At 58.9% G+C, this 23,646-nt stretch carries 14 protein-coding genes and 2 pseudogenes; 9 read left to right on the top strand and 7 right to left on the bottom strand.

Going from position 1 to position 23,646, the window contains the following annotated elements:
* Window positions 1-492 precede the first annotated feature (492 nt).
* The 3 genes from AU511_RS00530 to rluA all read left to right on the top strand — a co-directional run bounded on the left by AU511_RS00530 (window position 493) and on the right by rluA (window position 6,919).
* A complete protein-coding gene (locus AU511_RS00530; RefSeq protein ID WP_094108423.1) occupies window positions 493-2,868 on the top strand; it encodes a DNA polymerase II in 2,376 nt (791 codons plus the stop codon).
* A 422-nt stretch (window positions 2,869-3,290) separates the two neighbouring features.
* Window positions 3,291-6,197, top strand: coding sequence for an RNA polymerase-associated protein RapA (rapA, locus tag AU511_RS00525; RefSeq protein WP_094108422.1), 2,907 nt, complete (start codon window positions 3,291-3,293; stop codon window positions 6,195-6,197).
* Window positions 6,198-6,265: 68 nt separating this feature from the next.
* The gene (gene rluA, locus AU511_RS00520; protein WP_094108421.1) at window positions 6,266-6,919 is read left to right on the top strand and encodes a bifunctional tRNA pseudouridine(32) synthase/23S rRNA pseudouridine(746) synthase RluA; all 654 of its coding nucleotides are present in this window, start codon (window positions 6,266-6,268) and stop codon (window positions 6,917-6,919) included.
* A gap of 67 nt (window positions 6,920-6,986) precedes the next feature.
* On the opposite strand, the gene djlA is transcribed toward rluA, so the two are convergent.
* A complete protein-coding gene (gene djlA, locus AU511_RS00515; protein WP_094108420.1) occupies window positions 6,987-7,874 on the bottom strand; it encodes a co-chaperone DjlA in 888 nt (295 codons plus the stop codon).
* Window positions 7,875-8,024: 150 nt separating this feature from the next.
* Here djlA and lptD point away from each other — a divergent pair, with 150 nt between their 5' ends.
* The 6 genes and pseudogenes from lptD (at window position 8,025) to apaH (ending at window position 14,867) form a co-directional block, all read left to right on the top strand.
* A complete protein-coding gene (lptD, locus tag AU511_RS00510; RefSeq protein ID WP_205756396.1) occupies window positions 8,025-10,418 on the top strand; it encodes an LPS assembly protein LptD in 2,394 nt (797 codons plus the stop codon).
* A 100-nt stretch (window positions 10,419-10,518) separates the two neighbouring features.
* On the top strand, window positions 10,519-11,814 hold the full coding sequence (gene surA, locus AU511_RS00505) for a peptidylprolyl isomerase SurA (protein WP_094100616.1): 1,296 nt from the start codon (window positions 10,519-10,521) through the stop codon (window positions 11,812-11,814).
* Window positions 11,814-12,814, top strand: a pseudogene (gene pdxA, locus AU511_RS00500) (4-hydroxythreonine-4-phosphate dehydrogenase PdxA). The gene surA and the pseudogene pdxA overlap by 1 nt, the downstream one beginning before the upstream one ends.
* Window positions 12,807-13,625 carry a 16S rRNA (adenine(1518)-N(6)/adenine(1519)-N(6))-dimethyltransferase RsmA gene (gene rsmA, locus AU511_RS00495; RefSeq protein WP_094108419.1) on the top strand — a complete coding sequence of 273 codons (819 nt, stop codon included), beginning with the start codon at window positions 12,807-12,809 and terminating at the stop codon, window positions 13,623-13,625. Before pdxA ends, rsmA begins: the two are co-directional and overlap by 8 nt.
* 15 nt (window positions 13,626-13,640) lie before the next feature.
* A complete protein-coding gene (apaG, locus tag AU511_RS00490; protein WP_026739075.1) occupies window positions 13,641-14,018 on the top strand; it encodes a Co2+/Mg2+ efflux protein ApaG in 378 nt (125 codons plus the stop codon).
* A gap of 3 nt (window positions 14,019-14,021) precedes the next feature.
* Window positions 14,022-14,867 carry a bis(5'-nucleosyl)-tetraphosphatase (symmetrical) ApaH gene (gene apaH, locus AU511_RS00485; protein ID WP_094108418.1) on the top strand — a complete coding sequence of 282 codons (846 nt, stop codon included), beginning with the start codon at window positions 14,022-14,024 and terminating at the stop codon, window positions 14,865-14,867.
* Window positions 14,868-15,039: 172 nt separating this feature from the next.
* Here apaH and AU511_RS00480 read toward each other — a convergent pair whose 3' ends face one another.
* The 6 genes and pseudogenes from AU511_RS00480 to carB form a co-directional block, all read right to left on the bottom strand.
* On the bottom strand, window positions 15,040-16,926 hold the full coding sequence (locus tag AU511_RS00480) for a PhoX family protein (RefSeq protein ID WP_094108417.1): 1,887 nt from the start codon (window positions 16,924-16,926) through the stop codon (window positions 15,040-15,042).
* Window positions 16,927-17,135: 209 nt separating this feature from the next.
* Window positions 17,136-17,618, bottom strand: a complete 483-nt coding sequence (folA, locus tag AU511_RS00475) for a type 3 dihydrofolate reductase (protein WP_026739072.1) — start codon at window positions 17,616-17,618, stop codon at window positions 17,136-17,138.
* A 105-nt stretch (window positions 17,619-17,723) separates the two neighbouring features.
* A complete protein-coding gene (locus tag AU511_RS00470; RefSeq protein WP_094108416.1) occupies window positions 17,724-18,194 on the bottom strand; it encodes a threonine/serine exporter in 471 nt (156 codons plus the stop codon).
* Window positions 18,185-18,961, bottom strand: coding sequence for a threonine/serine exporter family protein (locus AU511_RS00465; protein WP_094100621.1), 777 nt, complete (start codon window positions 18,959-18,961; stop codon window positions 18,185-18,187). Before AU511_RS00465 ends, AU511_RS00470 begins: the two co-directional genes overlap by 10 nt.
* A gap of 310 nt (window positions 18,962-19,271) precedes the next feature.
* Entirely contained in the window at window positions 19,272-20,195 is a 924-nt protein-coding gene (locus tag AU511_RS00460) for an SDR family oxidoreductase (RefSeq protein ID WP_094100622.1), read from the bottom strand.
* Window positions 20,196-20,412: 217 nt separating this feature from the next.
* A pseudogene (carB, locus tag AU511_RS00455) lies at window positions 20,413-23,636 on the bottom strand (carbamoyl-phosphate synthase large subunit).
* Window positions 23,637-23,646 lie beyond the last annotated feature (10 nt).

Below are 23,646 nucleotides of genomic sequence, written 5' to 3'. Positions count from 1 at the left end.
ACATTTGCGGCCGCCAGCGCTGAGGACACACAGACCGCGGCTATCGTTGTGTTGAAAACTCTTCTCTTCATGTTCCGCCTCGTCAATGAATAGTGGATTACGTTCCTGTCGTGAAATGAAGCTGTGTATAGGGCTATTGCCAGCAAAAATGCGCACGGGAACACCCCGCACCACAAGGGAAAAATCAGCAATTACCATGCCAATTAGCCAGGGCGGATAAACGCGTTATTAATCAATCAATAAATCAGACATAACAGGAAGTGATTGCCTCAAATGCTCGCGATGGGCGTCTGTTGCACCATAACCCCCCACGTTGCGTTCGCATGGTGCGGATTTTTCCGCGGCTTTCATAAGACAAATCAATCATTCGGACTTCGGACGCACCGCGATTGAAAGCGCTGCCTCACCAGGTGGCAGTCGAAAAAGGCTGGACAACCACTGTATAGATAACCACACTTAATAACGTCTTTCTTCTTCATACGGCCTGAGGTTATGACTGCTTCCTCCCCGCGTCAGGGCTTTGTGCTCACCCGCCATTGGCAAGATACACCGACCGGCATACAGGTCGAATTCTGGCTCGCCACCGACAACGGCCCGCAACGGGTGCGTCTTCCTCTGCAACAGGCGGTAGCTTTTGTCCCCGCTCGCCATGAAGCGGAAGTCCGCGCCGCGCTGAACGGCGAGAAAAAAGCCGAACTGCGCCCGCTGAGGATGAAAAGCTTTCACCACGAAGATCTGCTAGGCCTCTACTGCCCGCAATATCGCCAGTTGCAGCGTATCGAAAAACGGCTGCAGGAAGCTGGCGTCCCCATTTATGAAGCCGATATTCGCCCGCCTGAACGTTTTCTGATGGAGCGTTTCATTACTGCCCCGGTCTGGTTCGACGGCGATGCCGGACCGGAAGCGCGTATCCTCAACGCCAGAATGAAACCTGAACCGCACTATCGCCCGCCGCTCCGCATGGTGTCGCTGGATATCGAAACCAATCGCCACGGCGAGCTGTACTGCATCGGCCTGGAAGGCTGCGGCCAGCGGCAGGTGTTTATGCTGGGTCCGCCCAACGGCGACCCGGCTGACGCGGGCGACCTCACGCTGGAGTATGTCTCCAGCCGGCCACAGCTGCTGGAACAGCTTAATCACTGGATCCAGCAGTACGACCCCGACCTGATTGTCGGCTGGAATCTGGTTCAGTTCGACCTGCGGGTGCTGCAAAAACACGCCGAACGTTACGGCATCCCGCTGCGTCTTGGGCGTCAGCAGGCGGAGCTGGAGTGGCGGGAACACGGCTACAAGCAGGGGCACTTTTTCGCCAGCGCCCCCGGCCGACTGATTGTCGACGGCATTGAAGCGCTCAAGTCCGCCACCTGGAACTTCGCCTCCTTCAGCCTGGAGTTCGTCTCGCAGACGCTGTTGGGGGAAGGGAAAGCGATGGATAACCCTTACCAGCGGATGGACGAGATCGACCGCCGCTTCGCCGAAGACAAGCCGGCCCTCGCCCACTACAACCTGAAAGACTGCGAGCTGGTGACGCGCATCTTCGACAAGACCGAGCTGCTGCCGTTTTTGCTGGAACGCGCCAGCCTCACCGGGCTCGCGGCAGACCGCAGCGGCGGCTCCGTGGCGGCCTTTACCCATCTTTATTTGCCCCGGATGCACCGAGCGGGTTTCGTCGCCCCCAACCTGGGCGACATCCCGCCGGAAGCCAGCCCCGGCGGCTTCGTCATGAACTCTCGTCCGGGTTTATATGACTCCGTGTTGGTGTTGGATTATAAAAGCCTCTACCCCTCCATCATTCGCACCTTTCTGATCGACCCCGTCGGACTCACCGTCGGCATGCGGCACCCGGACGTACGGCATGCGGTTGAAGGCTACCGCGGCGCATGGTTTTCCCGCGAGCAACACTGCCTGCCCGCGATTGTCGACAGTATCTGGCAGGAGCGCGAGGCGGCGAAAAGGAGCGGCAACAAGCCGTTGTCGCAGGCGCTGAAAATCATCATGAACGCCTTCTACGGCGTACTGGGATCGAGCGGATGCCGCTTCTTCGATCCCCGACTGGCCTCCTCCATCACTCTGCGCGGGCATGACATCATGCAGCAAACGCAGGCGCTGATCGAAGCGCGCGGCTATCAGGTGATTTACGGCGATACTGATTCCACGTTTGTCTGGCTCAATCACGCTCACAACGATCAGGAAGCCGACGCCATCGGCCGGGAACTGGTGCAGTACGTGAACGCGTGGTGGCGCGAGCATTTGGCGCAGACCCAGGGGCTGGAGTGCGCCCTGGAACTGGAGTACGAAACCCATTATCAGCGTTTCCTGATGCCCACAATCCGCGGTGCGGAACAGGGCAGTAAAAAGCGCTACGCCGGGCTGACGTTGGACGCCGGCGGCGAGCCGCAAATGGTGTTCAAAGGGCTGGAGACCGTGCGCAGCGACTGGACGCCTCTCGCGCAACAGTTCCAGCAGCAGCTCTACGCGCGAATTTTCCGTCGCGAGGACTATCAGGAGTGGGTGCGGGAGTATGTGCGCAAAACGCAGAACGGCGAGTGGGACGACCAATTGGTCTACCGCAAACGGCTGCGCCACAAACTCAGCGAATATCAGCGCAATGTCCCGCCGCAAGTGCGCGCCGCCCGAATGGCCGACGAGTACAACCGTGAGCATGGGCGCCCGCTCCAATATCAAAACGGCGGCTGGATCAGCTACGTCATGACCGTCAACGGGCCAGAGCCGCTGGAAACCCGCCATTCGCCGCTGGATTACCAACACTACGTCGAGAAACAGCTGCAGCCGGTGGCGGATGGGATTCTGCCCTTCCTGCACGATGATTTTACGATGCTGGTCACCGGGCAAATGGGGCTGTTTTGATGCACCGACGGCGGTTTGGCAGGTGACGAACGCGCGTCCATCCAGTACCATAACGCCCTTTCCGAATCCGGCGGTATTTTCGATAAGACCTTGCGCTGTCGTCAGCCCATGCATTCAGATTCGGGCCGTATCCGCGCAGGACGGCGCCTAGCGCAGGCCTTTTAGGCCAACGTCATCGAATGCGCGAGCGGCGCACACGTAGCGGGGCGACTTTCGCCTATCGCGCCGACAGGCCGTCAGCGCGCTCGCAAATGACGGCAGGACATCGCTAACTCACACATAACAACACGGGTCATGCCGACCGGGCGCCTGCCATACCACGACGGGCAATGCAGCATTTACGCCTTTTTCCCGGCGGGGCGGCCGACAATGACTGTCATTCAGACAATTTTCGACAACGACGAGTATCGAGCTAAGCACATATGCCTTTTACACTTGGTCAGCGCTGGATCAGCGACACAGAAAGCGAATTAGGATTGGGAACGGTAGTGGCGGTTGATGCCAGAATGGTAACCCTACTGTTTCCCGCCAGCGGCGAGAATCGCCTTTATTCACGCAATGATGCCCCCATCACCCGGGTCATGTTCAATCCGGGCGATACCGTCACCAGCCATGAGGGCTGGCAGATGCAGGTCGACGAAGTCATCGACGAAAACGGTCTGCGCACGTATATCGGCCAGCGGCTGGACGATGAAACGCCTGCCCTGCTGCGCGAAGTCTTCCTCGACAGCAAGCTGACCTTCAACAAGCCGCAGGATCGTCTGTTCGCCGGCCAGCTTGACCGGATGGATCGCTTTGCCCTGCGCTATCGCGCCCGCCAGCACCTGCACGCTCAGGCCCAGCAGCCTTGGAGCGGTCTGCGCGGCATGCGCGCCAGCCTGATCCCTCACCAGCTCTATGTCGCGCACGAAGTCGGCCAGCGCCATGCGCCGCGCGTTCTGCTGGCGGACGAGGTCGGTCTGGGGAAAACCATCGAAGCCGGGATGATCATTCATCAACAACTGCTGTCAGGACGCGCCGATCGCGTGTTGATCGTCGTGCCGGAAACCCTGCAGCACCAGTGGCTGGTGGAAATGCTGCGCCGCCTCAATCTGCTGTTCTCGCTGTTCGACGACGAACGCTACGCTGAAGCGTTGCTGGATAGCAGCAACCCGTTTGAAACCGAGCAGCTGATCATCTGTTCACTGAGCTTTGTCCAACGCAACCCGAAACGTTTTGAACAGTTGGTCAACGCCGACTGGGATCTGCTGGTGGTGGACGAAGCGCATCACCTGACCTGGAGCGAAGCCGAGCCCAGCCCGCAGTATCAGGCTATCGAGCGACTGGCGAGTGTCACCCCGGCGGTGCTGCTGTTGACCGCGACCCCGGAACAGCTGGGTCAGGAAAGTCACTTCGCCCGCCTGCGTCTGTTGGATCCGAACCGCTTCCACGACTACGCCGAATTTGTGGCCGAACAGCAACGCTATCAGCCGGTGGCCGATGCCGTGACGCAGTTACTGACCGGGGACGAGGCCAGCCCGGACGATCTTCAGGCACTGACGTCGCTGCTGGGCGGACAGGACATCAGCGAGCTGCTGCAAGCCATTAACGCCGACGACGAGGACAGCGCGCGCTCCGCGCGAGAAGCGCTGATCGCCATGCTGATGGACCGCCACGGCACTAGCCGCGTGCTGTTCCGTAACACCCGTCAGGGCGTGCAGGGCTTCCCGGAACGTCAGCTACAGACCATCCCGCTGCCGCTGCCTTCTCAGTATCAGACCGCGATCAAGGTGTCCGGCATCATGTCCGGCGCCAAAAACGCCGAGAAGCGCGCTCAGGACATGCTGTATCCCGAGCAAATTTATCAGCAGTTCGAAGATGAAAACGCCACCTGGTGGAGCTTCGACCCGCGCGTAGAGTGGCTGCTCGACTACCTGACCAGCCATCGCGACGAGAAAGTGCTGGTGATTTGCGCCAAAGCCGCCTCCGCGCTGCAATTAGAGCAGGCGCTGCGGACGCGTGAAGCCATCCGCGCCGCGGTATTTCACGAAGGACTGTCGATTCTGGAACGCGACCGCGCTGCCGCCTATTTTGCCTCGGAAGAGGAAGGCGCTCAGGTGCTGATCTGCTCCGAAATCGGCTCCGAAGGACGCAACTTCCAGTTCGCCAGCCATCTGGTGATGTTCGATCTGCCGTTCAACCCCGACCTGCTGGAGCAGCGCATCGGCCGTCTGGATCGTATCGGCCAAGAGAATGACATCCAAATTCTGGTGCCTTATCTGGAAAGTACTGCGCAGGCGCTGCTGGTCCGTTGGTATCACGAAGGTCTGGACGCATTCGAACATACCTGCCCGACCGGCCGCTCGATTTACGACAGCCATTACGATCGTCTGATCGGTCTGCTCGCTCATCCGGAAGAGCAGGACGGGGTCGACGAGTTTATTCGCGAATGCCGCGAACAGCACGATGCACTGAAAGCCCAGCTGGAACAGGGACGCGACCGCCTGCTGGAAATGCACTCGAACGGCGGCGAACAGGCGAAAAAATTGTCTGCCGATATCGCCGCGCAGGACGACGATGTCACGCTGGTCAACTTTGCGCTTAACCTGTTCGATATCATCGGCATCCATCAGGAAGATCGCAGCGACAACCTGATCGTGCTGCGTCCGTCCGAACACATGCTGGTGCCGGACTTTCCCGGTCTGTCCCAGGACGGCTGCACGATCACCTTCGATCGCGAGCAGGCGTTGTCACGTGAGGATGCGCAGTTCATCAGCTGGGAGCACCCGCTGATCCGCAACGGATTGGATCTGATCCTGTCCGGCGATACCGGCAGCTGCGCCGTCTCGCTGCTGAAAAACAAAGCGCTGCCGGTCGGCACGCTGCTTGCGGAACTGGTGTATGTGGTAGAGGCGCAGGCGCCGAAAAAACTGCAGCTCACCCGTTTCCTGCCGCCGACGCCGGTACGCATCCTACTGGATCGCAAAGGCACCGATCTGGCCGCGCAGGTGGAGTTCGAAAGCTTCAACCGCCAGCTGGCTGCGGTCAACCGCCATACCGCCAGCAAACTGGTGAACGCTGTGCAGCCCGATGTGCATGACATGCTGCAAAAAGCGGAGCCGCTGGTCGCCGAACAAGCGCAGAAAGTGATTGCCACGGCCACCGAGTTCGCCGACAAAGCGCTGCGGCATGAGCTGGAACGCCTCACGGCGCTTAAAGCGGTCAACCCCAACATCCGCGAAGACGAGCTACAGGCGCTGGAAACTCAGCGGGAACAGGTGCTGTTGAATCTCGAACAGGCAAACTGGCGTTTGGATGCCATCCGTCTGGTCGTGGTTTCACACCAATAACAGCGACATGATGGCGCTTATCACTCACGCGGCAGGGGAACCCCCTTGCCGCCCGCTCGGAGCCAGTCATGGAACCCTATAACCCGCCGCAAGATCCCTGGCTACAGGTGCTCTATCAGGATGAGCATCTCATGGTGGTCAACAAACCCAGCGGCCTGCTGTCCGTTCCCGGCCGCGCACCGGAAAACCGCGATAGCATCATGAGTCGAATCCAGGCGGAGCACCCGTCGGCCGAATCCGTTCACCGCTTGGATATGGCGACCAGCGGCGTCATCGCCGTCGCGTTGACCAAAGCGGCTGAACGTGAGCTAAAGCGCCAGTTCCGCGAACGCGAACCGAAAAAGATCTATATCGCCCGAGTCTGGGGACATATGGCGCAGGACGAAGGGCTCGTCGATTTACCGCTGATTTGCGACTGGCCCAACCGTCCTAAACAGAAAGTCTGTTTCACCGAGGGCAAGTCCGCGCAAACTGTGTGGGAAGTGCTGTCTCGCGACGATGACGGAACAACCCGAGTGAAACTGATGCCGATCACCGGACGATCCCATCAGCTGAGGGTGCACATGCTGGCTATCGAACACCCGATTCTGGGGGATGGTTTCTACGCACCGCCCGCCGCACGGGCGATGGCGTCGCGTTTGCAATTGCACGCGCAGGAGCTGTTTATCACTCATCCGGCATCGCATGAGCCGATGCATTTTCGCTGCGAACCGGATTTTTGACGAAGTGTTCGAAGTGTGAGTAGCAACAGGAGAGAGGGCGTCGACGAAGACGAGGGGCGAGGAAACGTTAACGCGTAAACTTGTGAACCTTGAGGAATTCGTAGGCCGCCTGAATGTCCTGCGCTTTGCGCTTCGACAGTTCGATCATCCGAGGCGACAGCCCCTTCCCCACCACCTTGTCCGGATGATGTTCGCTCATCAGCTTGCGATAAGCCCGCTTCACCGTCGCCGCATCATCATGGGAACGTACCCCCAGTGTCCGGCAGGCGCTCTCCACGGTCGGCCCACGCGGATATGTCGGCGGCCGCTGATACTGAGAGCGTCCATCGTATGACTGCCCCCGACGCTGATGCGCATTACCGCCTTGCTGGGACCAACCCCCCTTGCCGTGCCGAGACTGCGTATGTGATTGTTGCGTCGTGCGTTCCATCGTGCGCAGGAAAAGCTCGAATTGCGCCCGCGTCACGCCCAGCTCATCGGCGAAAACATACAGCAGCCGACGCTCGTTGGGATGCAGCGCGCCGTCGATGAAGGCGACCTGCAGTTGAATTTCCAAAAACAGGCGAACCATATCGAAACGACCGATGCAGACATCTCGCAGTTTACGCAGCTTGCCGCGCACCGGGAACTGACGAGACTTGCCTTCACGAAACGCCTGTTGGGCCGCATCGCGCGCTTCGCCACGCAGCTCCAGCCGATCCATGACATGGGTCGCGGCGAGAATATCCGCCTCGGTCACCCGCCCTTTCGACTTGGTGAGATGCCCCATCGCCTGGAACGTGGTGATGTAGAACAGCGCCTGACGAGAGGAGTGAGCGGAAAAGGCGGTACGCCGACGCGACGAGCGGGCTTTGTCAAATAAATGACCCACCAGCAGCCCGATAATCACCGCACTGACGCCACCGCTGGACGCTGCGCCCATCGCTAGCCCCAGCAACTTTCCCCAATAGCGCATATACTCCTCAAATCCTCATGCCGTCGGCTAAAAATTGCTTTATCATACCCGTCATTTATCTTTGCTCCTAACGGCAGCGCGTAGAAAACGGCGGGGATTTAGCACTGGCACTGCGCCAGCGCGTGATATAGTCTCTGACGGTTTGCCGGCATGATGCCCCTGATGACGGAACACCTGATACCGCGTATGAAAAAAAGTTTCCCAACTCTGCTGGCCTCGTTAGTGTGGTCAGCGCTCTACAGCCAGCAAGCCATGGCGGACCTCGCCTCTCAGTGTATGCTCGGCGTACCGACGTATAACCGTCCGCTGGTGACCGGCGATACCGGCCAGCTGCCCGTTCACATCCAGGCAGATCACTCCCAGGCGAACTACCCCGACAATGCCGTATTCACAGGCAATGTGAATATTGAGCAAGGCAACCGGGTGATGACCGCCAAGGAAGTCGAGCTGAATCAAATTCAGCAGGCGGGCAAAACCGACCCAACCCGCACGGTCACCGCCACCGGCGACGTCCATTACGATGACAATCAGGTGATCCTGAAAGGGCCGAAAGCCTGGTCGAACCTGAATACCAAAGACACCGACGTCTACAAAGGCGACTACCAGATGGTCGGACGTCAGGGTCGCGGCGACGCCAACAAGATGAAGCTGCGCGACGACAACCGATACACCATTCTGGAAAACGGCACCTTTACGTCCTGCCTGCCAGGTGACGATAGCTGGAGCGTCGTGGGTTCGGAAGTCATCCACGACCGGGAAGAAGAAGTGGCTGAAATCTGGAACGCGCGATTCCGCATCGCCGGTGTTCCTATTTTCTACAGCCCTTATCTTCAGCTCCCCGTAGGCGATCGCCGCCGTTCCGGTTTCTTGATCCCGAACGCTAAATACGGCAAAAACAACGGCTTCGAGCTGATGACGCCGTACTACTGGAACATTGCCCCTAACTTCGACGCGACGATCACGCCGCACGTGCAGACCAAGCGTGGGCTGCAGTGGGAGAACGAATTCCGCTACCTGACCCGTGCCGGCGCCGGCGTGTTCGAGCTGGACTGGCTGCCGAACGATAAGCAGTACGACAAAGAGATCAAAGCTGGCACCTACGAGGCGGACAGCAATACCACCCGCTGGCTGACGTACTGGCAACACAGCGGCGTACTCAATCAGGTCTGGCGTTTCAACGTCGACTATACCAAAGTCAGCGACCCGTACTACTTTACCGATCTGTCGTCTAAATACGGCTCCACCACCGACGGCTATGCCACCCAGAAGTTCAGCGCCGCTTACGCCGACCGCAACTTCGATGCGACGCTGTCGACGCGCAGCTATCAGATATTCAGCAATACCTCGGATGTCTATCGCGCACAGCCGCAGCTCGACATGAATTACTACCTTAACGATCTGGGTCCTGTCGACATGCACCTGTACGGGCAGGCGGTGAAATTTACCAACGTTAACCCGAATATGCCGACGGCGACCCGACTGCACGCCGAGCCGACCTTCAACCTGCCGCTGTCCAATGGTTGGGCAAGCCTGAATGCTGAAGCCAAGCTGATGGCGACCCACTATCAGCAGAGCAATCTGTCCTACTACAACAGCGCTAACCCGAACAACCAATTAGATGAGTCGGTCAACCGCGTGATGCCGCAGTACAAAGTCGACGGCAAGCTGGTCTTTGAACGGGATATGGACTGGGCGAAAGGCTACACCCAGACGCTGGAACCGCGCGCGATGTACCTCTACGTGCCGTACCGCGATCAGACCAACATTCGTACCTATGACTCCACGCTGCTGCAAAGCGACTACGCGGGCCTGTTCCGCGACCGCACCTACAGCGGCCTGGACCGTATTGCTTCCGCCAACCAGGTCGCAAGTGGGGTCACTACCCGTCTGTACGACGACGCGCTGGTGGAACGTTTCAATGCCTCGCTCGGTCAGATTTACTACTTTGAGCGTCCGCGCACCGGCAACACCAACTCGTCGCTCGACAACAACTACCACAACGGCAGCCTGACCTGGGCGGGTGATACCTATTGGAAGATCGCCGATAACTGGGCGATCCGCGGCGGCGCGCAGTACGACGCCCGCGTGGATAACTTCACGGTCGGCGACGCCGTGGTGGAATACCGCGGTGGCGGCGAACGCATGCTGCAGTTGAACTACCGCTACGCCAGCGCGGAATATATTCAATCCATGCTGAACAGCAAAGACGACCTTCCGGCCTATCAGCAGGGCATTTCTCAAGTGGGGATGACCGGCAGTTGGCCGCTGTCCGAGCGCTGGGCCGTCGTCGGCGCGTATTACTACGACACCAAGATGAACCAGCCGGCCGATCAGCTGATTGGTCTGCAGTATTCCACCTGTTGCTGGGCGGTCAATGTCGGTTACGAAAGGAAGATCACCACCTGGAACACCGCCTCCAACAGCAGCGTCTACGACAACAAAGTCGGCGTGTCGTTTGAACTGCGCGGTCTGAGCAGCAACTACAGTTTGGGCACAGACAAAATGCTGGCGAACGGCATTTTGCCGTACCAACGCTCTTTCTAATGGTGTACCGCCGGGAACTCTGGCCGCTATAAGCGTCTAATACCGGTAGCAATTCAACATTTAACCCGCCTCCGGGCGGATGACATTTAATGGGAAAGGTATGAACAACTGGAAAGCACTGATTCTGGGACTGACGCTGAGCGTCTCGACAGCGTTTGCCGCGCCACAGGTCGTTGATAGCGTTGCCGCGGTGGTGGATAACGGCGTCGTGCTGGAAAGTGATGTCAATGGCTTACTGCAGTCGGTCAAGCTGAACGCTCAGGGCGCCGGCCAGCAGTTGCCCGATGACGCCACTCTGCGCCATCAGATCCTCGATCGCCTGATTGTCGACAGCATCGTGCTGCAAATGGCCCAGAAGATGGGCGTCCAAATCACCGACGAGCAGTTGGACCAAGCCATCAGCGGCATCGCGGCTCAGAACCGCATGACCGTCGCTCAGATGCGCGACCGCCTGGCGCAGGAAGGCATCAGCTACGATACCTACCGCCGCCAGATCCGCAAAGACATGACCATCGCCGAAGTGCGCAATAACGAAGTGCGCCGCCGCATCACCATCCTCCCGCAGGAAGTCGACGCGCTGGCTAAGCAGGTCTCCAATCAGAACACCGGCGATACCGAGGTCAATCTGAGCCATATCCTGCTGCCGTTGTCGGAAAACCCGACGCAGCAGGAAGTCGATCAGGCTGAAGATCTGGCCAAGCGTCTGGTGAAAGAAGCGAACGGGGGCGCCGACTTTGGTAAGCTCGCCATCACCTACTCCGCCGATCAGCAAGCGCTGAAAGGGGGACAGATGGGCTGGGGTAAACTGCAGGAGCTGCCGACGCTGTTCGCAGAAAGCCTGGTGCAGGCGCAGAAAGGCCAGATAGTCGGCCCGATCCGTTCCGGCGTCGGGTTCCACATTCTGCGCGTCAACGACATCCGCGGCGAAGACAAAACCGTCTCCGTCACGGAAATGCACGCCCGCCACATTCTGCTCAGACCTTCTGTCGTCATGACCGACGACCAGGCCCGCGCCAAACTGCTGGAAGTCGCTCGGCAGATCAAGAGCGGCGGCACCACCTTCGCCGCTCAGGCGCGCCAGCTATCGCAGGATCCGGGTTCCGCCAATCAGGGCGGCGATCTGGGCTGGTCTTCACCTGACGTTTACGATCCGGTATTCCGCGACGCGCTGCTGAAACTACACAAAGGCGAAATTAGCCAGCCAGTGCACTCCTCCTTTGGCTGGCATCTGATCCAGCTGATGGACACTCGTCAGGTCGATAAGACCGACGCGGCGCAAAAAGAGCGCGCCTACCGCATGCTGTTCAACCGCAAGTTTGCGGAAGAAGCTCAGACCTGGATGCAGGAAAAACGCGCGGCCGCCTACGTCAAAGTGCTGGATGGACAAAGCAACTAATGTCGACTGAACGCAGCACGCCACGCATCGTGATCACCCCCGGCGACCCCGCCGGGATTGGTCCTGACCTGATCGTCTCGCTGGCCCAACAGGCCTGGCCGGTCGAGCTGGTGGTCTGTGCCGATCCCGAACTGCTGTTGAGCCGGGCGCGGACGCTGAATATCCCGCTAACTGTGCGGGAGTATCTTCCTGCCGAACCCGCGCGACCTCAGCAGGCCGGAACGCTGACCGTGTTACCCGTCAAACTGGCGGCGACCGTCGTCCCCGGCCAGTTAAACGTGGAGAACAGCCGTTGCGTCGTCGAGACGCTGGCTCAGGCCTGCGACGGCTGCCTGCGTGGCGAATTTGCCTCCCTGGTTACCGGTCCGGTGCATAAAGGCATTATCAACGAGGCTGGCGTGCCGTTCACCGGGCACACCGAATTCTTTGCCGAACGCAGCCATTGCGAGCGGGTCGTCATGATGCTGGCGACCGAGGAGCTGCGCGTCGCGCTGGCGACGACGCATCTGCCGCTGAAAGACGTGGCGGACGCGGTCGACCGTCAATGTTTGCACGAAGTCGTCACCATTCTCGATCACGATTTGCGGACCAAATTCGGTATTGCAAACCCGTCGATCTATGTTTGCGGCCTGAATCCCCATGCGGGCGAAGGCGGTCATATGGGTCGGGAAGAGCTGGACGTCATCATTCCGGCGCTCGATGAGCTGCGGGAGAAGGGCATTCAGCTGGTCGGCCCGCTGCCGGCAGACACCTTGTTTCAACCTAAATATTTGCAGCCGGCGGATGCCGTGCTGGCGATGTATCACGACCAGGGATTGCCGGTTCTGAAGTATCAGGCTTCGGCCGGGCAGTCAACATCACGCTGGGTCTGCCGTTTATCCGTACCTCGGTCGACCACGGCACGGCGCTGGAGCTGGCCGCCACCGGCCAGGCCGATCCCGGCAGCTTCGGCACCGCCCTAAATCTTGCTATTAAAATGATTGCTAATCGTAATGAATAATCGAGTACACCAAGGCCACTTCGCCCGTAAACGTTTCGGGCAAAACTTTTTACACGATCATTTTGTGATCGACAGCATTGTCTCCGCCATTCACCCGCTGCCGGATCAGGCGCTGGTGGAAATCGGCCCTGGCCTGGGTGCTCTGACTGCGCCTGTGGGAGAACGACTGAACCACTTTACCGTCGTCGAGCTGGACCGCGATCTGGCCGCACGGCTGGAAGTCCACCCCACGTTGAAAGATAAGCTCACTATCATTCAGCAGGATGCCATGAAAGTGGACTTCGCCGAGTTGGCGCAGCAAATCGGCCAGCCTCTGCGGGTCTTTGGCAACCTGCCGTATAATATTTCCACACCATTGATGTTTCATCTGTTCAGCTATACTCAGGCTATTCGCGACATGCACTTTATGTTGCAGAAAGAGGTAGTCAACCGGTTGGTGGCAGGGCCGAACAGTAAAGCCTATGGCCGTTTGAGCGTGATGGCGCAATACTACTGTCAGGTTATCCCGGTACTCGAAGTTCCTCCCACCGCGTTCAGACCTGCGCCGAAAGTCGAGTCGGCGGTCGTGCGGCTGGTGCCTCACACGACGTCGCCTTATCCTCAGGTCGACACCCGCGTGCTGAGCAGGATCACCACTGAAGCCTTCAATCAGCGCCGTAAAACGCTGCGCAACAGTTTGGGCAACCTGTTCACGCAAGAGCAGTTGGCGGAACAGGGCATCAATGCCAACGATCGCGCGGAAAACGTGACCGTAGAGCAGTATTGCAAGCTCGCTAACTGGCTTAGCAATCATCCTACGGCGCAGGAATAAACTGGAGTTGTCGTCATGATCAACGCGCCCCGAGTTTGCATACAGGTTCAGAGTTTCTACGTAGAAGCACAGTCTGCGCCGGAAGAAGATCGCTACGTCTTTGCTTACACCATCACGATCCGCAATCTGGGACGCCACGACGTCAAACTGATGAGCCGTTACTGGCTCATCACCAACAGCAACGGGCGTCAGACTGAAGTTCAGGGCGAAGGCGTCATCGGCGTTCAGCCCGTCATTCATCCCGGCAGTGAATTCCAATACACCAGCGGCGCCATTCTTGAAACGCCGCTGGGCACGATGGAAGGCCATTACCAGATGCTCGACCATCAGGGTGAGACCTTCCAGGAATCTATCCCGGTATTCCGCCTGGCAATCCCTTCATTGATACACTAATTTATGGCTACCTATCTTGTTGGCGACGTTCACGGCTGTTTCGTTGAACTGGAAGCGCTATTGGCGCAAGTTTCTTTCGATACCGCGCGGGATACGCTATGGCTGACCGGCGACCTCGTCGCCCGCGGCCCGGATTCATTGCAGGTACTGCGCTTCGTGCGCTCGCTGGGCTCGTCGGTACGCATGGTGCTCGGTAACCACGACCTGCATCTGCTGGCGGTTTACGCCGGCATCAGCCGTCAGAAAAGCAAAGACCGGCTGGACGCGCTGCTCGCCGCGCCGGACATCGACGATCTCATCAACTGGCTGCGTCGCCAACCGGTGCTGCAGGTCGATGAGGATCTTAAGTTGGTGATGGCCCATGCGGGGATTACACCGCAGTGGGATCTGGACACCGCGCAGATGTGCGCTCGCGAAGTCGAATCCATCTTGAGCAGCGACAGCTATCCGTTGTTTCTGGATGCGATGTATGGCGACATGCCGAACAACTGGTTGCCGGAACTGAGCGGACTGCCGCGACTGCGCTTCAGCACCAACGTCTTCACCCGCATGCGCTACTGCTTCAGCGGCGGACAGCTGGATATGATGTGCAAAACGCCGCCTGCACAGGCGCCGTCCATGCTTAAGCCCTGGTTCAATTTACCCGGACCGGTGCCGAGTGAGTACGCCATCGCCTTCGGGCATTGGGCATCGTTGGAAGGCAAAGGCACGCCGGAAGGCATTTTCGCGCTGGATACCGGCTGCTGCTGGGGAGGATCACTGACGTTGCTTCACTGGGAAACACAGCGGTATTACCACCAGCCGTCTCAACTTGTCCGGCAGGATGACGGTGCGCAAAACGCCGGGTAACCGCGTCGAAATCGAAAGGGCATCGCCGCCCCGTTTGCAAGAAAGCGAGAAGACATGAACGAGAAAAAGAGATGCCAAAGGGCATCTCTTTTTTGTTCATACCTGAGTGTCTCTCAAAAAGCGCCGAGTGACTAGGCGGAATGACATCGACGCCGACAGTCGGATAACTGACCTATGCACCGATGACGCCGCCGTCCTGCCGCGTCACCATCACTACCGATGATCGAGGGCGCACGCTGTTGTGCGGGAAGTGCGAATCGCCCTCTTCACCCGGATGCTGCACGTTGACGAACATCGTCCGGTAGTCCTGGGTGAAGGTGATTCCGGTCAATTCGCAGGACTTCGGGCCGACCATGAAACGCTTGATTTCGCCGCTCACGGGATCGCCTGCCAACATCTGGTTATTGCCCTGCCCGGCGAAGTCACCGGTGTTGCTGTCATTGCCGTCCGTCAGAATCCACAGCCGCCCTTCCCGGTCGAATCCCAAACCATCCGGGCTGTTAAAGGTATTCTCCGCCGTGATGTTGGGCGTACCGCGGTTAACGCCATCCGGGTGCGCAATCGGGTTGCCACACAGCGCATACATATCCCATGCGAACTCTTGAGCGGTGGCATCGCCATGCTCGTCCCAGCGAATGATCTGGCCGTAGACGTTTTTCGGGCGCGGATTGGCGGGGTTCAAAGGCATGCCCGTCTCACCGCGCTTACTGTTGTTGGTCAGCATGCAGTAGGCGCGGCCGTCATGCGGATTCACGGCGATCCACTCGGGGCGATCCATACGGGTTGCGCCCACCTGCGACGCCGCCTTGCGGGCGAAGGTCACGACTTCCGCCTGACTGTGAAAACCATTCTCCGGCGTTAGTCCGTTTTTTCCGAACGTCAGCGCAATCCAGCGCCCTTTGCCTTTCAGCGGCGTCCCCGCCGCATCGCCGTCAAACTGAGCCACATACAACGTGCCTTCATCCAGCAAATGGCGGTTTTGCGCCGGATGCACATGATCCACTATCGCGTGGGAAACATATTTGTAGATAAATTCGCCGCGCTCATCGTCGCCCATGTAGACCACCAGACGCCCATCCTGCGCGACGGTGACCGCCGCATTTTCGTGTTTGAAGCGCCCCAGCGCCGTACGCTTGATGGGCGTCGAATTCGGATCCAATGGATCTATCTCCACAATCCAGCCATGACGGTTGAACTCATTCGGATGACGGCTCACATCGAAGCGCTCGTCGAAATCGACCCAGTTGCGCTCCGGCTCTTTGACATCCAGCGTATAGCGCGCCTGCTCGGGCGTGGTGCGGTAGCCGGCGTCACGCGTGCCGAAGTAGGTATCAAAGTTTTCTTCGCAGGTGAGGTAGGTGCCCCACGGCGTTTTGCCGTTGGCGCAGTTACCGAACGTGCCCAACGCCCGGCTGCCGGTCGGGTCAGCCGCGGTTTGCAGCAAGGCGTGCCCCGCGGCCGGGCCGCTGAACGTCATGGGGGTGGTCGCGGTAATCCGGCGGTTGTATTGCGACGGTCGCATCACCTGCCAGCTCACGGAGTCGCCGATGCGCTGCACGGCGACGATAGAGACGCCGTGCGCGGCCTGAGATTTGCGCACGTCCTCAAGACTGGCGGCCTTCTTGCCGCCGTGGGCAAACAGGTAGGGTTCATTGACGTATTCGTTATTGATCGCCATGACGCCGTGGCGTTCGTCTATCGGAAAAAAGCTCATGCCATCGTTATTGTCTCCAAATTGCAGGGCCTGTTCCGCCGCGCTGTTACGCCCATTGGGATCGAAAGGCGCCGCGCCGTCCACCAGCGGGTCGCCCCACGAAATCAGCACCTCGGCGCGATACCCCGGCGGTACAATCACCTCATCCGCGGCGGAAGCCGCTATACCTTCAAATCCCAGCAATGCACTGCCCGGTGTCGCGGTCTGCGCTTGGGCGCCGAACGACAACACGCCTCCGCCCAGAAAACTGGCCATGCCCAATGCCCCTGCGCTGCCAAACACCAGCCGGCGGCGGCTGGCATCGACCTGATTTTCGGCGTTTACGTTCTCCAGATTGCTCGTCATCGTTCTATTTCCTCATTTCAGATAGGCGAGCCGCACGGCGAACGTACGGCATGAAAACAGACTCGCGATAGCGGCTAATAATAGGGGGGTAATATTACCTAAAGGTTACATTCATCCGAGTGTAAGAAATCTGACACCCGACAGCGCAACAGGCGTAATTTGAGCGAGATAAAGAAGACCCGCCGATAGGCGGGTTTGAGATGAGAGGGTTAGCGGCGTTCCAGTATTTCGAAGCAGTAGTGGTGAGAGTTGCGTTCATCCGCTTCGTGAAACTCGCTGAACGTAGAGCGCCATTCGTCCGGCTCATAGTCCGGGAAATGGGTGTCGCCCTCGACTTCGGCGTCAATGTGCGTCAAGTAAAGCCGTTGCGCCAGCGGCAACATCTGCCGGTAGATACTGCCGCCGCCGATGACCATGACCTCTTCGACATCGCCCGCCTCCGCCAGCGCAGCCTCGGGTGAAGTCACCCAAATTACGCGGTCATCGTCGCCTGGCTGACTGCTAATCACGATATTGCGCCGTCCCGGCAACGGCTGACCGATAGAACGGAACGTATTACGTCCCATCACAATGGGCTTATCGAGCGTATTACGCTTGAACCACGCCAGGTCAGCAGGAAGATGCCAGGGCATGGCATTTTCCATCCCAATAACCCGATCCACCGCCATCGCAGCAATCAAACTAATAACCATGGTAGAACCCTGTAGGCAAAAAAATTGTTGCCACTATACGTAAAGCCGGTTCGGGCGTCGATAAATGAACGGTATACAAATTTGTTCTCAGAGGCCTCTGATAGGTCACACTCCCGGACGCCGGTGATAAAGCCACAATCCGGGCAGCGACAGTCCGATGGAGAGCGCTCCGACGATGAAGCTGGCCTTGAGAAATTGGGTGATCAGTTGCTGCATCAACGCTTCGCTGTACCCCTGGTGCGACAGCTCAACGACCGAGATCATCGCGGTATAGGCGGAAATTCCAGGGAACATCGGGATCACCGCCGCGACGGTGAACACCTTGGGGTGTGCCAGCAGCCAGCGCGACCAGTGAATACCCAGCGCGCCGATCAGGATGGCGGCCAGCATGGAGGCCCATTCAATGTGCAGGCCGAAATGGATCATTAGAAAGCGAGAGCCGTGCCCCAGCGCGCCGAGCGCGGCGCAATAGTGCAGCGCCCTCACCGGCACGTTGAACACGATCGCGAAACCGAGCGCCGGCACCGCGGCCAGCGCCATGTCCTGCAATAACATCCAGAGAAGTTCTAGGCCCATCCACGCAGCCCCCATATCGCCATTGCCGATACCACGCCAATACAGGTGGAAAGCGTCAACAGACTGGCGATCGCCCAGCGCGCCAGCCCGGTGTTGACGTGCCCTTTGAACATATCAGCCACCGCGTTAATCAACGGGAAACCGGGAACCAGCAACAGTACGCTGGCCGCCATCGCCACCGTGGCGGAATTCTCCAGCCCCGGCACCCGCATCAGCAGTCCGGAAGCCGAGGTAGCGACGAAGGCGGTAATGCAGAAATTGATCAGCGGATTGAAACTGCGGACCGTCAGCAGCTGGCGCACATACATCGCAAGCCCGCTGGCGAGCAGCGCGATGAGAAACGCATCCCAGCCGCCGCCGTTCAATCGGCTGAAACAGCCGCAAGAGAGCGCGACGATGCTCACGACAATCCAGCGCGGGTAACGCAGTGGTTTGATGTGGTTGAAGCGCTTCGCGACCTCCTGAACGCCTAGCAGGCGATGCTCGGCCAAAATCACGACATGCTGCACCTCCGTCACCACGTGCATGTTGATGCCGCGGTCCTCATTTCTGCGCGTGGTGGTCAGACAGTGTCCGTTGACGATCGTGCTCAGCACCACGGCGTTCGCGGAAATCGAACTCTCCACGCTGTCAGCGCCCAGCGCCTTCCCCAGGCGGGAGGACAACTGCTCGACTACCGTACTTTCAGCGCCGTGCTGTAGCAGCATCAGCGCACATTGAATACACAACCGGGTGATATCCCGTTGAGCGATACCTGAACTGATCATCTTGATGCTCCGCCCCGACTCAAAAGTCCCGAGAATTAACGCTGACGCAGACAGTCGCAGCTCCGCCGCGCCGGCGCTCATGGCGTATGGCCCGAAAAAGCCAGCCACAGCGTGGTAGGCAAATATTATGCACGATTTTTCCACAATGAATTTGATGACGATAGGGATTATGGCAGCTAATCAGGGAGATGAAACGGAACGAAAATACAGCTGGATGGATTTTAACATCGCGAGACAAACATAAGCACGGCTTGGTCGTCGAACGGCGAGGAGCGGCCGTCGCCGCCCCCACCACGAGAGAGGACGAAGACTACAATGTGCCTGTGCCGCCGTCCGCGCACCATACCTGACCGGAGGTGTAACTGGCTTCCGCCGACGCCAGGGTGACATACAGCGGCGCAATTTCCACCGGCTGCCCCGGACGCCCCATCGGCGAACTCGCGGCAAACTGCTGCACCATCTCCATCGGCTGACCGCCGCTCGACTGCAACGCCGTCCAGTAGGGTCCTGGCGCCACCGCGTTGACACGAATCCCTTTGCCGGTGATCTGTTTCGCCAGCGCCTTGGTGAAGGCCACATTACAAGCCTTGGTCTGCGCATAATCCAACAGGATCGCGCTGGGGTTGAAGGCCTGTACTGAGGTCGTATTGATAATCGCCGAGCCGGGTTTCATATGCTGCAACGCGGCTTTGCTGATCCAGAATGGCGCGTAAACGTTGGTTTTGAACGTGGCGTCGAACGCTTCGGTCGTCAGCTGCGCGATAGACTCCACGTACTGCTGGCGTCCGGCGTTATTAACCAAAATGTCCAGCCCGCCCAGCTTATGCACCGCCTCGTCCACCAGTTTGTGGCAGAACGCTTCGTCGCGAATATCGCCCGGTATCGCCACTGCCGTACGGCCTTCGGCGCGAATAAGGTCAATAACCTCTTTAGCATCGGACTCTTCTTCGGGCAGATAGTTGATCGCGACATCCGCCCCTTCACGCGCATAGGCGATCGCCACCGCGCGGCCAATACCAGAGTCTCCGCCAGTCACCAGCGCTTTTCGGCCCTCAAGTCGACCCGAGCCGCGATAACTTTTCTCACCGTGATCCGGCAGCGGCTGCATTTTGCTCGCTAGCCCCGGCGGGGTTTGCGGCTGGCTGGGAAATGGGGGCTTGGGGTAGGCATCGACCGGATTTTTGCCGGTTAAAACAGAATGTGAAGACTGACCTTCTTTCTCATGCGAAGCCATACTTATCTCCTGATAAAGGATGTTCGGACGGATAAAAAACACTCACCCGCACACGTTGGGGTCACCCTTTAAGCGTAGACGCTAAATGCGTCTTTTTCAGGAAAGGTAGTCGTTTGTGCTACCGAATACAGATTCAACATAATGAAATATCAATAAAAAAACGGGCCAGTCGGTATAACCAATCGGCCCGTTTTTCGACTTCCTAGATGAAAGGGAGTTATCGACTGATTTTAGCGTGCATTTCCTGCACCGAAGTCACCTGCTCAGTCGGGTCGGCATTCAGCGACATCGCCGTGGCGAAGCCACCGTTCATGGTGGTGTCGTAGTGCACTTTGTATTGCAGCGCGCTGCGACGGATCAGCTTGGAGTCCTCAATCGCCTGACGACCGGCCGTGGTATTCACGATATAGGCGTACTCGCCGTTCTTGATGCGATCCTGAATGTGCGGACGCCCTTCGTGCACCTTGTTAACCAGACGCGGATTGATGCCCGCCTCGCCCAGCACCACTGCGGTGCCGTGAGTGGCATCCAGCTCGAACCCGTGCTTCAGCAGCTTGGCCGCCAGGTCCACGACGCGGCCTTTGTCGCCCTCACGGACCGACAGCAGCGCGCGGCCGTTTCTCTTCATCGCGGAACTGCTGCCCAGCATGGCTTTGGCGAACGCCTCCGCAAATGTGCGCCCCACGCCCATGACTTCGCCGGTCGAACGCATTTCCGGCCCCAGAATAGGGTCGACGCCCGGGAATTTATTGAAGGGCAGCACCACTTCTTTCACTGAGTAGTAAGGCGGGATCACTTCTTTGGTCACGCCCTGCTCGGCCAGCGATTTGCCGGCCATCACGCGCGCCGCCACTTTCGCCAGCGGCACACCGGTGGCCTTGGAGACGAACGGCACGGTACGCGCCGCACGCGGGTTGACCTCAATCAGATACACTTCGTTGTTCTTCACCGCGAACTGCACATTCATCAGTCCGCGTACCGCCAGTTCGAACGCCAGTTTTTCCACCTGCTGACGCATCACATTCTGAATGTCTTGGCTCAGGGTGTAAGCCGGCAGCGAACACGCGGAGTCACCGGAGTGCACGCCAGCCTGTTCGATATGTTCCATAATGCCGCCGATCAGCACCTGCTCACCGTCGCAGATGGCGTCCACGTCCACTTCCACCGCGTCATCCAGGAAGCGGTCCAGCAGGACCGGCGCGTCGTTGGAGACGCTAACCGCCGTCTGAAAGTAACGGCGCAGGTCCGTTTCGTCGTAGACGATTTCCATCGCACGGCCGCCCAGAACATAAGAAGGACGCACGACCAGCGGATAGCCGAGGCCCGCGGCTTTTTCCACCGCCTGTTCGATGGCGACGACCGTAGCGTTCGCCGGCTGTTTCAGGCCCAGACGTTCTACTGCCTGCTGGAAGCGTTCGCGGTCTTCCGCACGGTCAATGGCATCCGGCTGGTGCCAATCACCGGCACGCCGGCCGCTTCCAGTTCACGCGCCAGTTTCAGCGGCGTCTGACCGCCGTACTGGACGATCACGCCTTTCGGTTTTTCGATGCGGACGATTTCCAGCACGTCTTCCAGCGTCACCGGCTCGAAATAGAGGCGGTCGGACGTGTCATAGTCCGTGGAGACGGTTTCCGGGTTGCAGTTGACCATAATGGTTTCATAGCCGTCTTCCCGCAGCGCCAGCGAGGCATGTACGCAGCAGTAATCGAACTCGATACCCTGACCGATACGGTTCGGCCCGCCGCCCAGCACCATGATCTTATCGCGGTCTGCATTCGGGTTGGCCTCGCACTCGTCTTCATACGTGGAGTAGAGGTAGGCGGTATCGGTCGAGAATTCGGCGGCGCAGGTATCCACGCGTTTGTAGACCGGGTGCAGGTTGTACTTGTCGCGCAGCTTGCGGATTTCCCCTTCGGAAACACCCGCCAACGTCGCCAGACGCGCATCGGCAAACCCTTTGCGCTTCAGCATGCGTAAGAAGTCCGGCGTCAGGCTATTTGCGCCCGCTTCCGCCACCTGCTCTTCCAAACGCACCAACTCTTCAATCTGCACCAGGAACCAGCGGTCGATATTGGTCAGATTGAAAACGCCGTCTACCGACATGCCGGCGCGGAACGCATCGGCCAGATACCAGATGCGGTCGCCACCCGCGTCTTTCAGCTCACGGCGAATCGTGGTTAACGCCTCCGGATCTTCCAAATCTACTTTCGGATCAAACCCGGTCGCGCCCACTTCCAGTCCGCGCAACGCTTTCTGCAATGACTCTTGCTGTGTGCGGCCGATGGCCATCACTTCGCCTACCGATTTCATCTGCGTCGTCAGGCGGTCGTTCGAGCCCGCGAATTTTTCAAAGTTGAAGCGCGGGATCTTGGTGACGACGTAGTCGATAGACGGCTCGAAGGACGCGGGCGTGCGGCCGCCGGTGATATCGTTCATCAGTTCGTCCAGCGTGTAGCCCACCGCCAGCTTGGCGGCGATCTTCGCAATCGGGAAGCCGGTTGCCTTGGAGGCCAGCGCCGAGGAACGCGAGACGCGCGGGTTCATCTCGATGACGATGAGACGGCCGTTTTTCGGGTTGACCGAGAACTGGACGTTGGAACCGCCAGTTTCAACGCCGATTTCACGCAGTACCGCCATCGAGGCGTTACGCATGATCTGATATTCCTTGTCCGTCAGCGTCTGCGCCGGGGCGACGGTGATGGAGTCGCCGGTGTGGATCCCCATTGCATCGAGGTTCTCGATAGAGCAGACGATGATGCAGTTATCGTTTTTGTCCCGCACCACTTCCATTTCATACTCTTTCCAACCAATCAGCGACTCATCGATTAGCAGCTCGTTGGTCGGAGATAGGTCCAGACCGCGGGTACAGATCTCTTCGAACTCTTCGCGGTTATAGGCGATGCCGCCGCCGGTGCCGCCCATCGTAAAGGAAGGGCGGATAATGCAGGGGAAGCCGACGTCGGCGGCGACGGCCAGCGCTTCTTCCATCGAGTGCGCAATGCCGGAGCGGGCGGTATCCAGCCCGATTTTTTTCATGGCGATATCGAAGCGACGGCGGTCTTCCGCTTTGTCGATAGCATCGGCGGTCGCGCCGATCATCGTGACCCCGAACTCTTCCAGCACGCCACGGCGCTCCAGCTCCAGCGCGCAGTTCAGCGCCGTCTGACCGCCCATGGTCGGCAGCACCGCATCCGGCCGCTCTTTATCGATGATCTTACGTACGACTTCCCAGTGAATCGGCTCGATATAGGTGGCGTCCGCCATCTCCGGGTCGGTCATGATCGTCGCCGGGTTGGAGTTCACCAGAATGACGCGGTAGCCCTCTTCGCGCAGCGCCTTGCATGCCTGCGCCCCAGAGTAGTCGAATTCGCACGCCTGACCGATGACGATCGGGCCGGCGCCCAAAATGAGGATACTTTTTATGTCGGTACGTTTTGGCATTTCTCGCTCC

The organism is Lonsdalea iberica (assembly GCF_002111585.1).
Classification (GTDB): Bacteria; Pseudomonadota; Gammaproteobacteria; order Enterobacterales; family Enterobacteriaceae; genus Lonsdalea; species Lonsdalea iberica.
The sequence above is the reverse complement of the archived record's forward strand: the minus strand, read 5'-3'. Positions and strand labels throughout refer to the sequence as shown.

Bases quoted from the DNA above. Each gene is read 5' to 3' on its own strand.
- AU511_RS00530 (WP_094108423.1), top strand. From the start codon at position 493: ATGACTGCTTCCTCCCCGCGTCAGGGCTTTGTGCTCACCCGCCATTGG.
- rapA (WP_094108422.1), top strand. From the start codon at position 3,291: ATGCCTTTTACACTTGGTCAGCGCTGGATCAGCGACACAGAAAGCGAA.
- rluA (WP_094108421.1), top strand. From the start codon at position 6,266: ATGGAACCCTATAACCCGCCGCAAGATCCCTGGCTACAGGTGCTCTAT.
- djlA (WP_094108420.1), bottom strand. From the start codon at position 7,874: ATGCGCTATTGGGGAAAGTTGCTGGGGCTAGCGATGGGCGCAGCGTCC.
- lptD (WP_205756396.1), top strand. From the start codon at position 8,025: ATGATGCCCCTGATGACGGAACACCTGATACCGCGTATGAAAAAAAGT.
- surA (WP_094100616.1), top strand. From the start codon at position 10,519: ATGAACAACTGGAAAGCACTGATTCTGGGACTGACGCTGAGCGTCTCG.
- rsmA (WP_094108419.1), top strand. From the start codon at position 12,807: ATGAATAATCGAGTACACCAAGGCCACTTCGCCCGTAAACGTTTCGGG.
- apaG (WP_026739075.1), top strand. From the start codon at position 13,641: ATGATCAACGCGCCCCGAGTTTGCATACAGGTTCAGAGTTTCTACGTA.
- apaH (WP_094108418.1), top strand. From the start codon at position 14,022: ATGGCTACCTATCTTGTTGGCGACGTTCACGGCTGTTTCGTTGAACTG.
- AU511_RS00480 (WP_094108417.1), bottom strand. From the start codon at position 16,926: ATGACGAGCAATCTGGAGAACGTAAACGCCGAAAATCAGGTCGATGCC.
- folA (WP_026739072.1), bottom strand. From the start codon at position 17,618: ATGGTTATTAGTTTGATTGCTGCGATGGCGGTGGATCGGGTTATTGGG.
- AU511_RS00470 (WP_094108416.1), bottom strand. From the start codon at position 18,194: ATGGGCCTAGAACTTCTCTGGATGTTATTGCAGGACATGGCGCTGGCC.
- AU511_RS00465 (WP_094100621.1), bottom strand. From the start codon at position 18,961: ATGATCAGTTCAGGTATCGCTCAACGGGATATCACCCGGTTGTGTATT.
- AU511_RS00460 (WP_094100622.1), bottom strand. From the start codon at position 20,195: ATGGCTTCGCATGAGAAAGAAGGTCAGTCTTCACATTCTGTTTTAACC.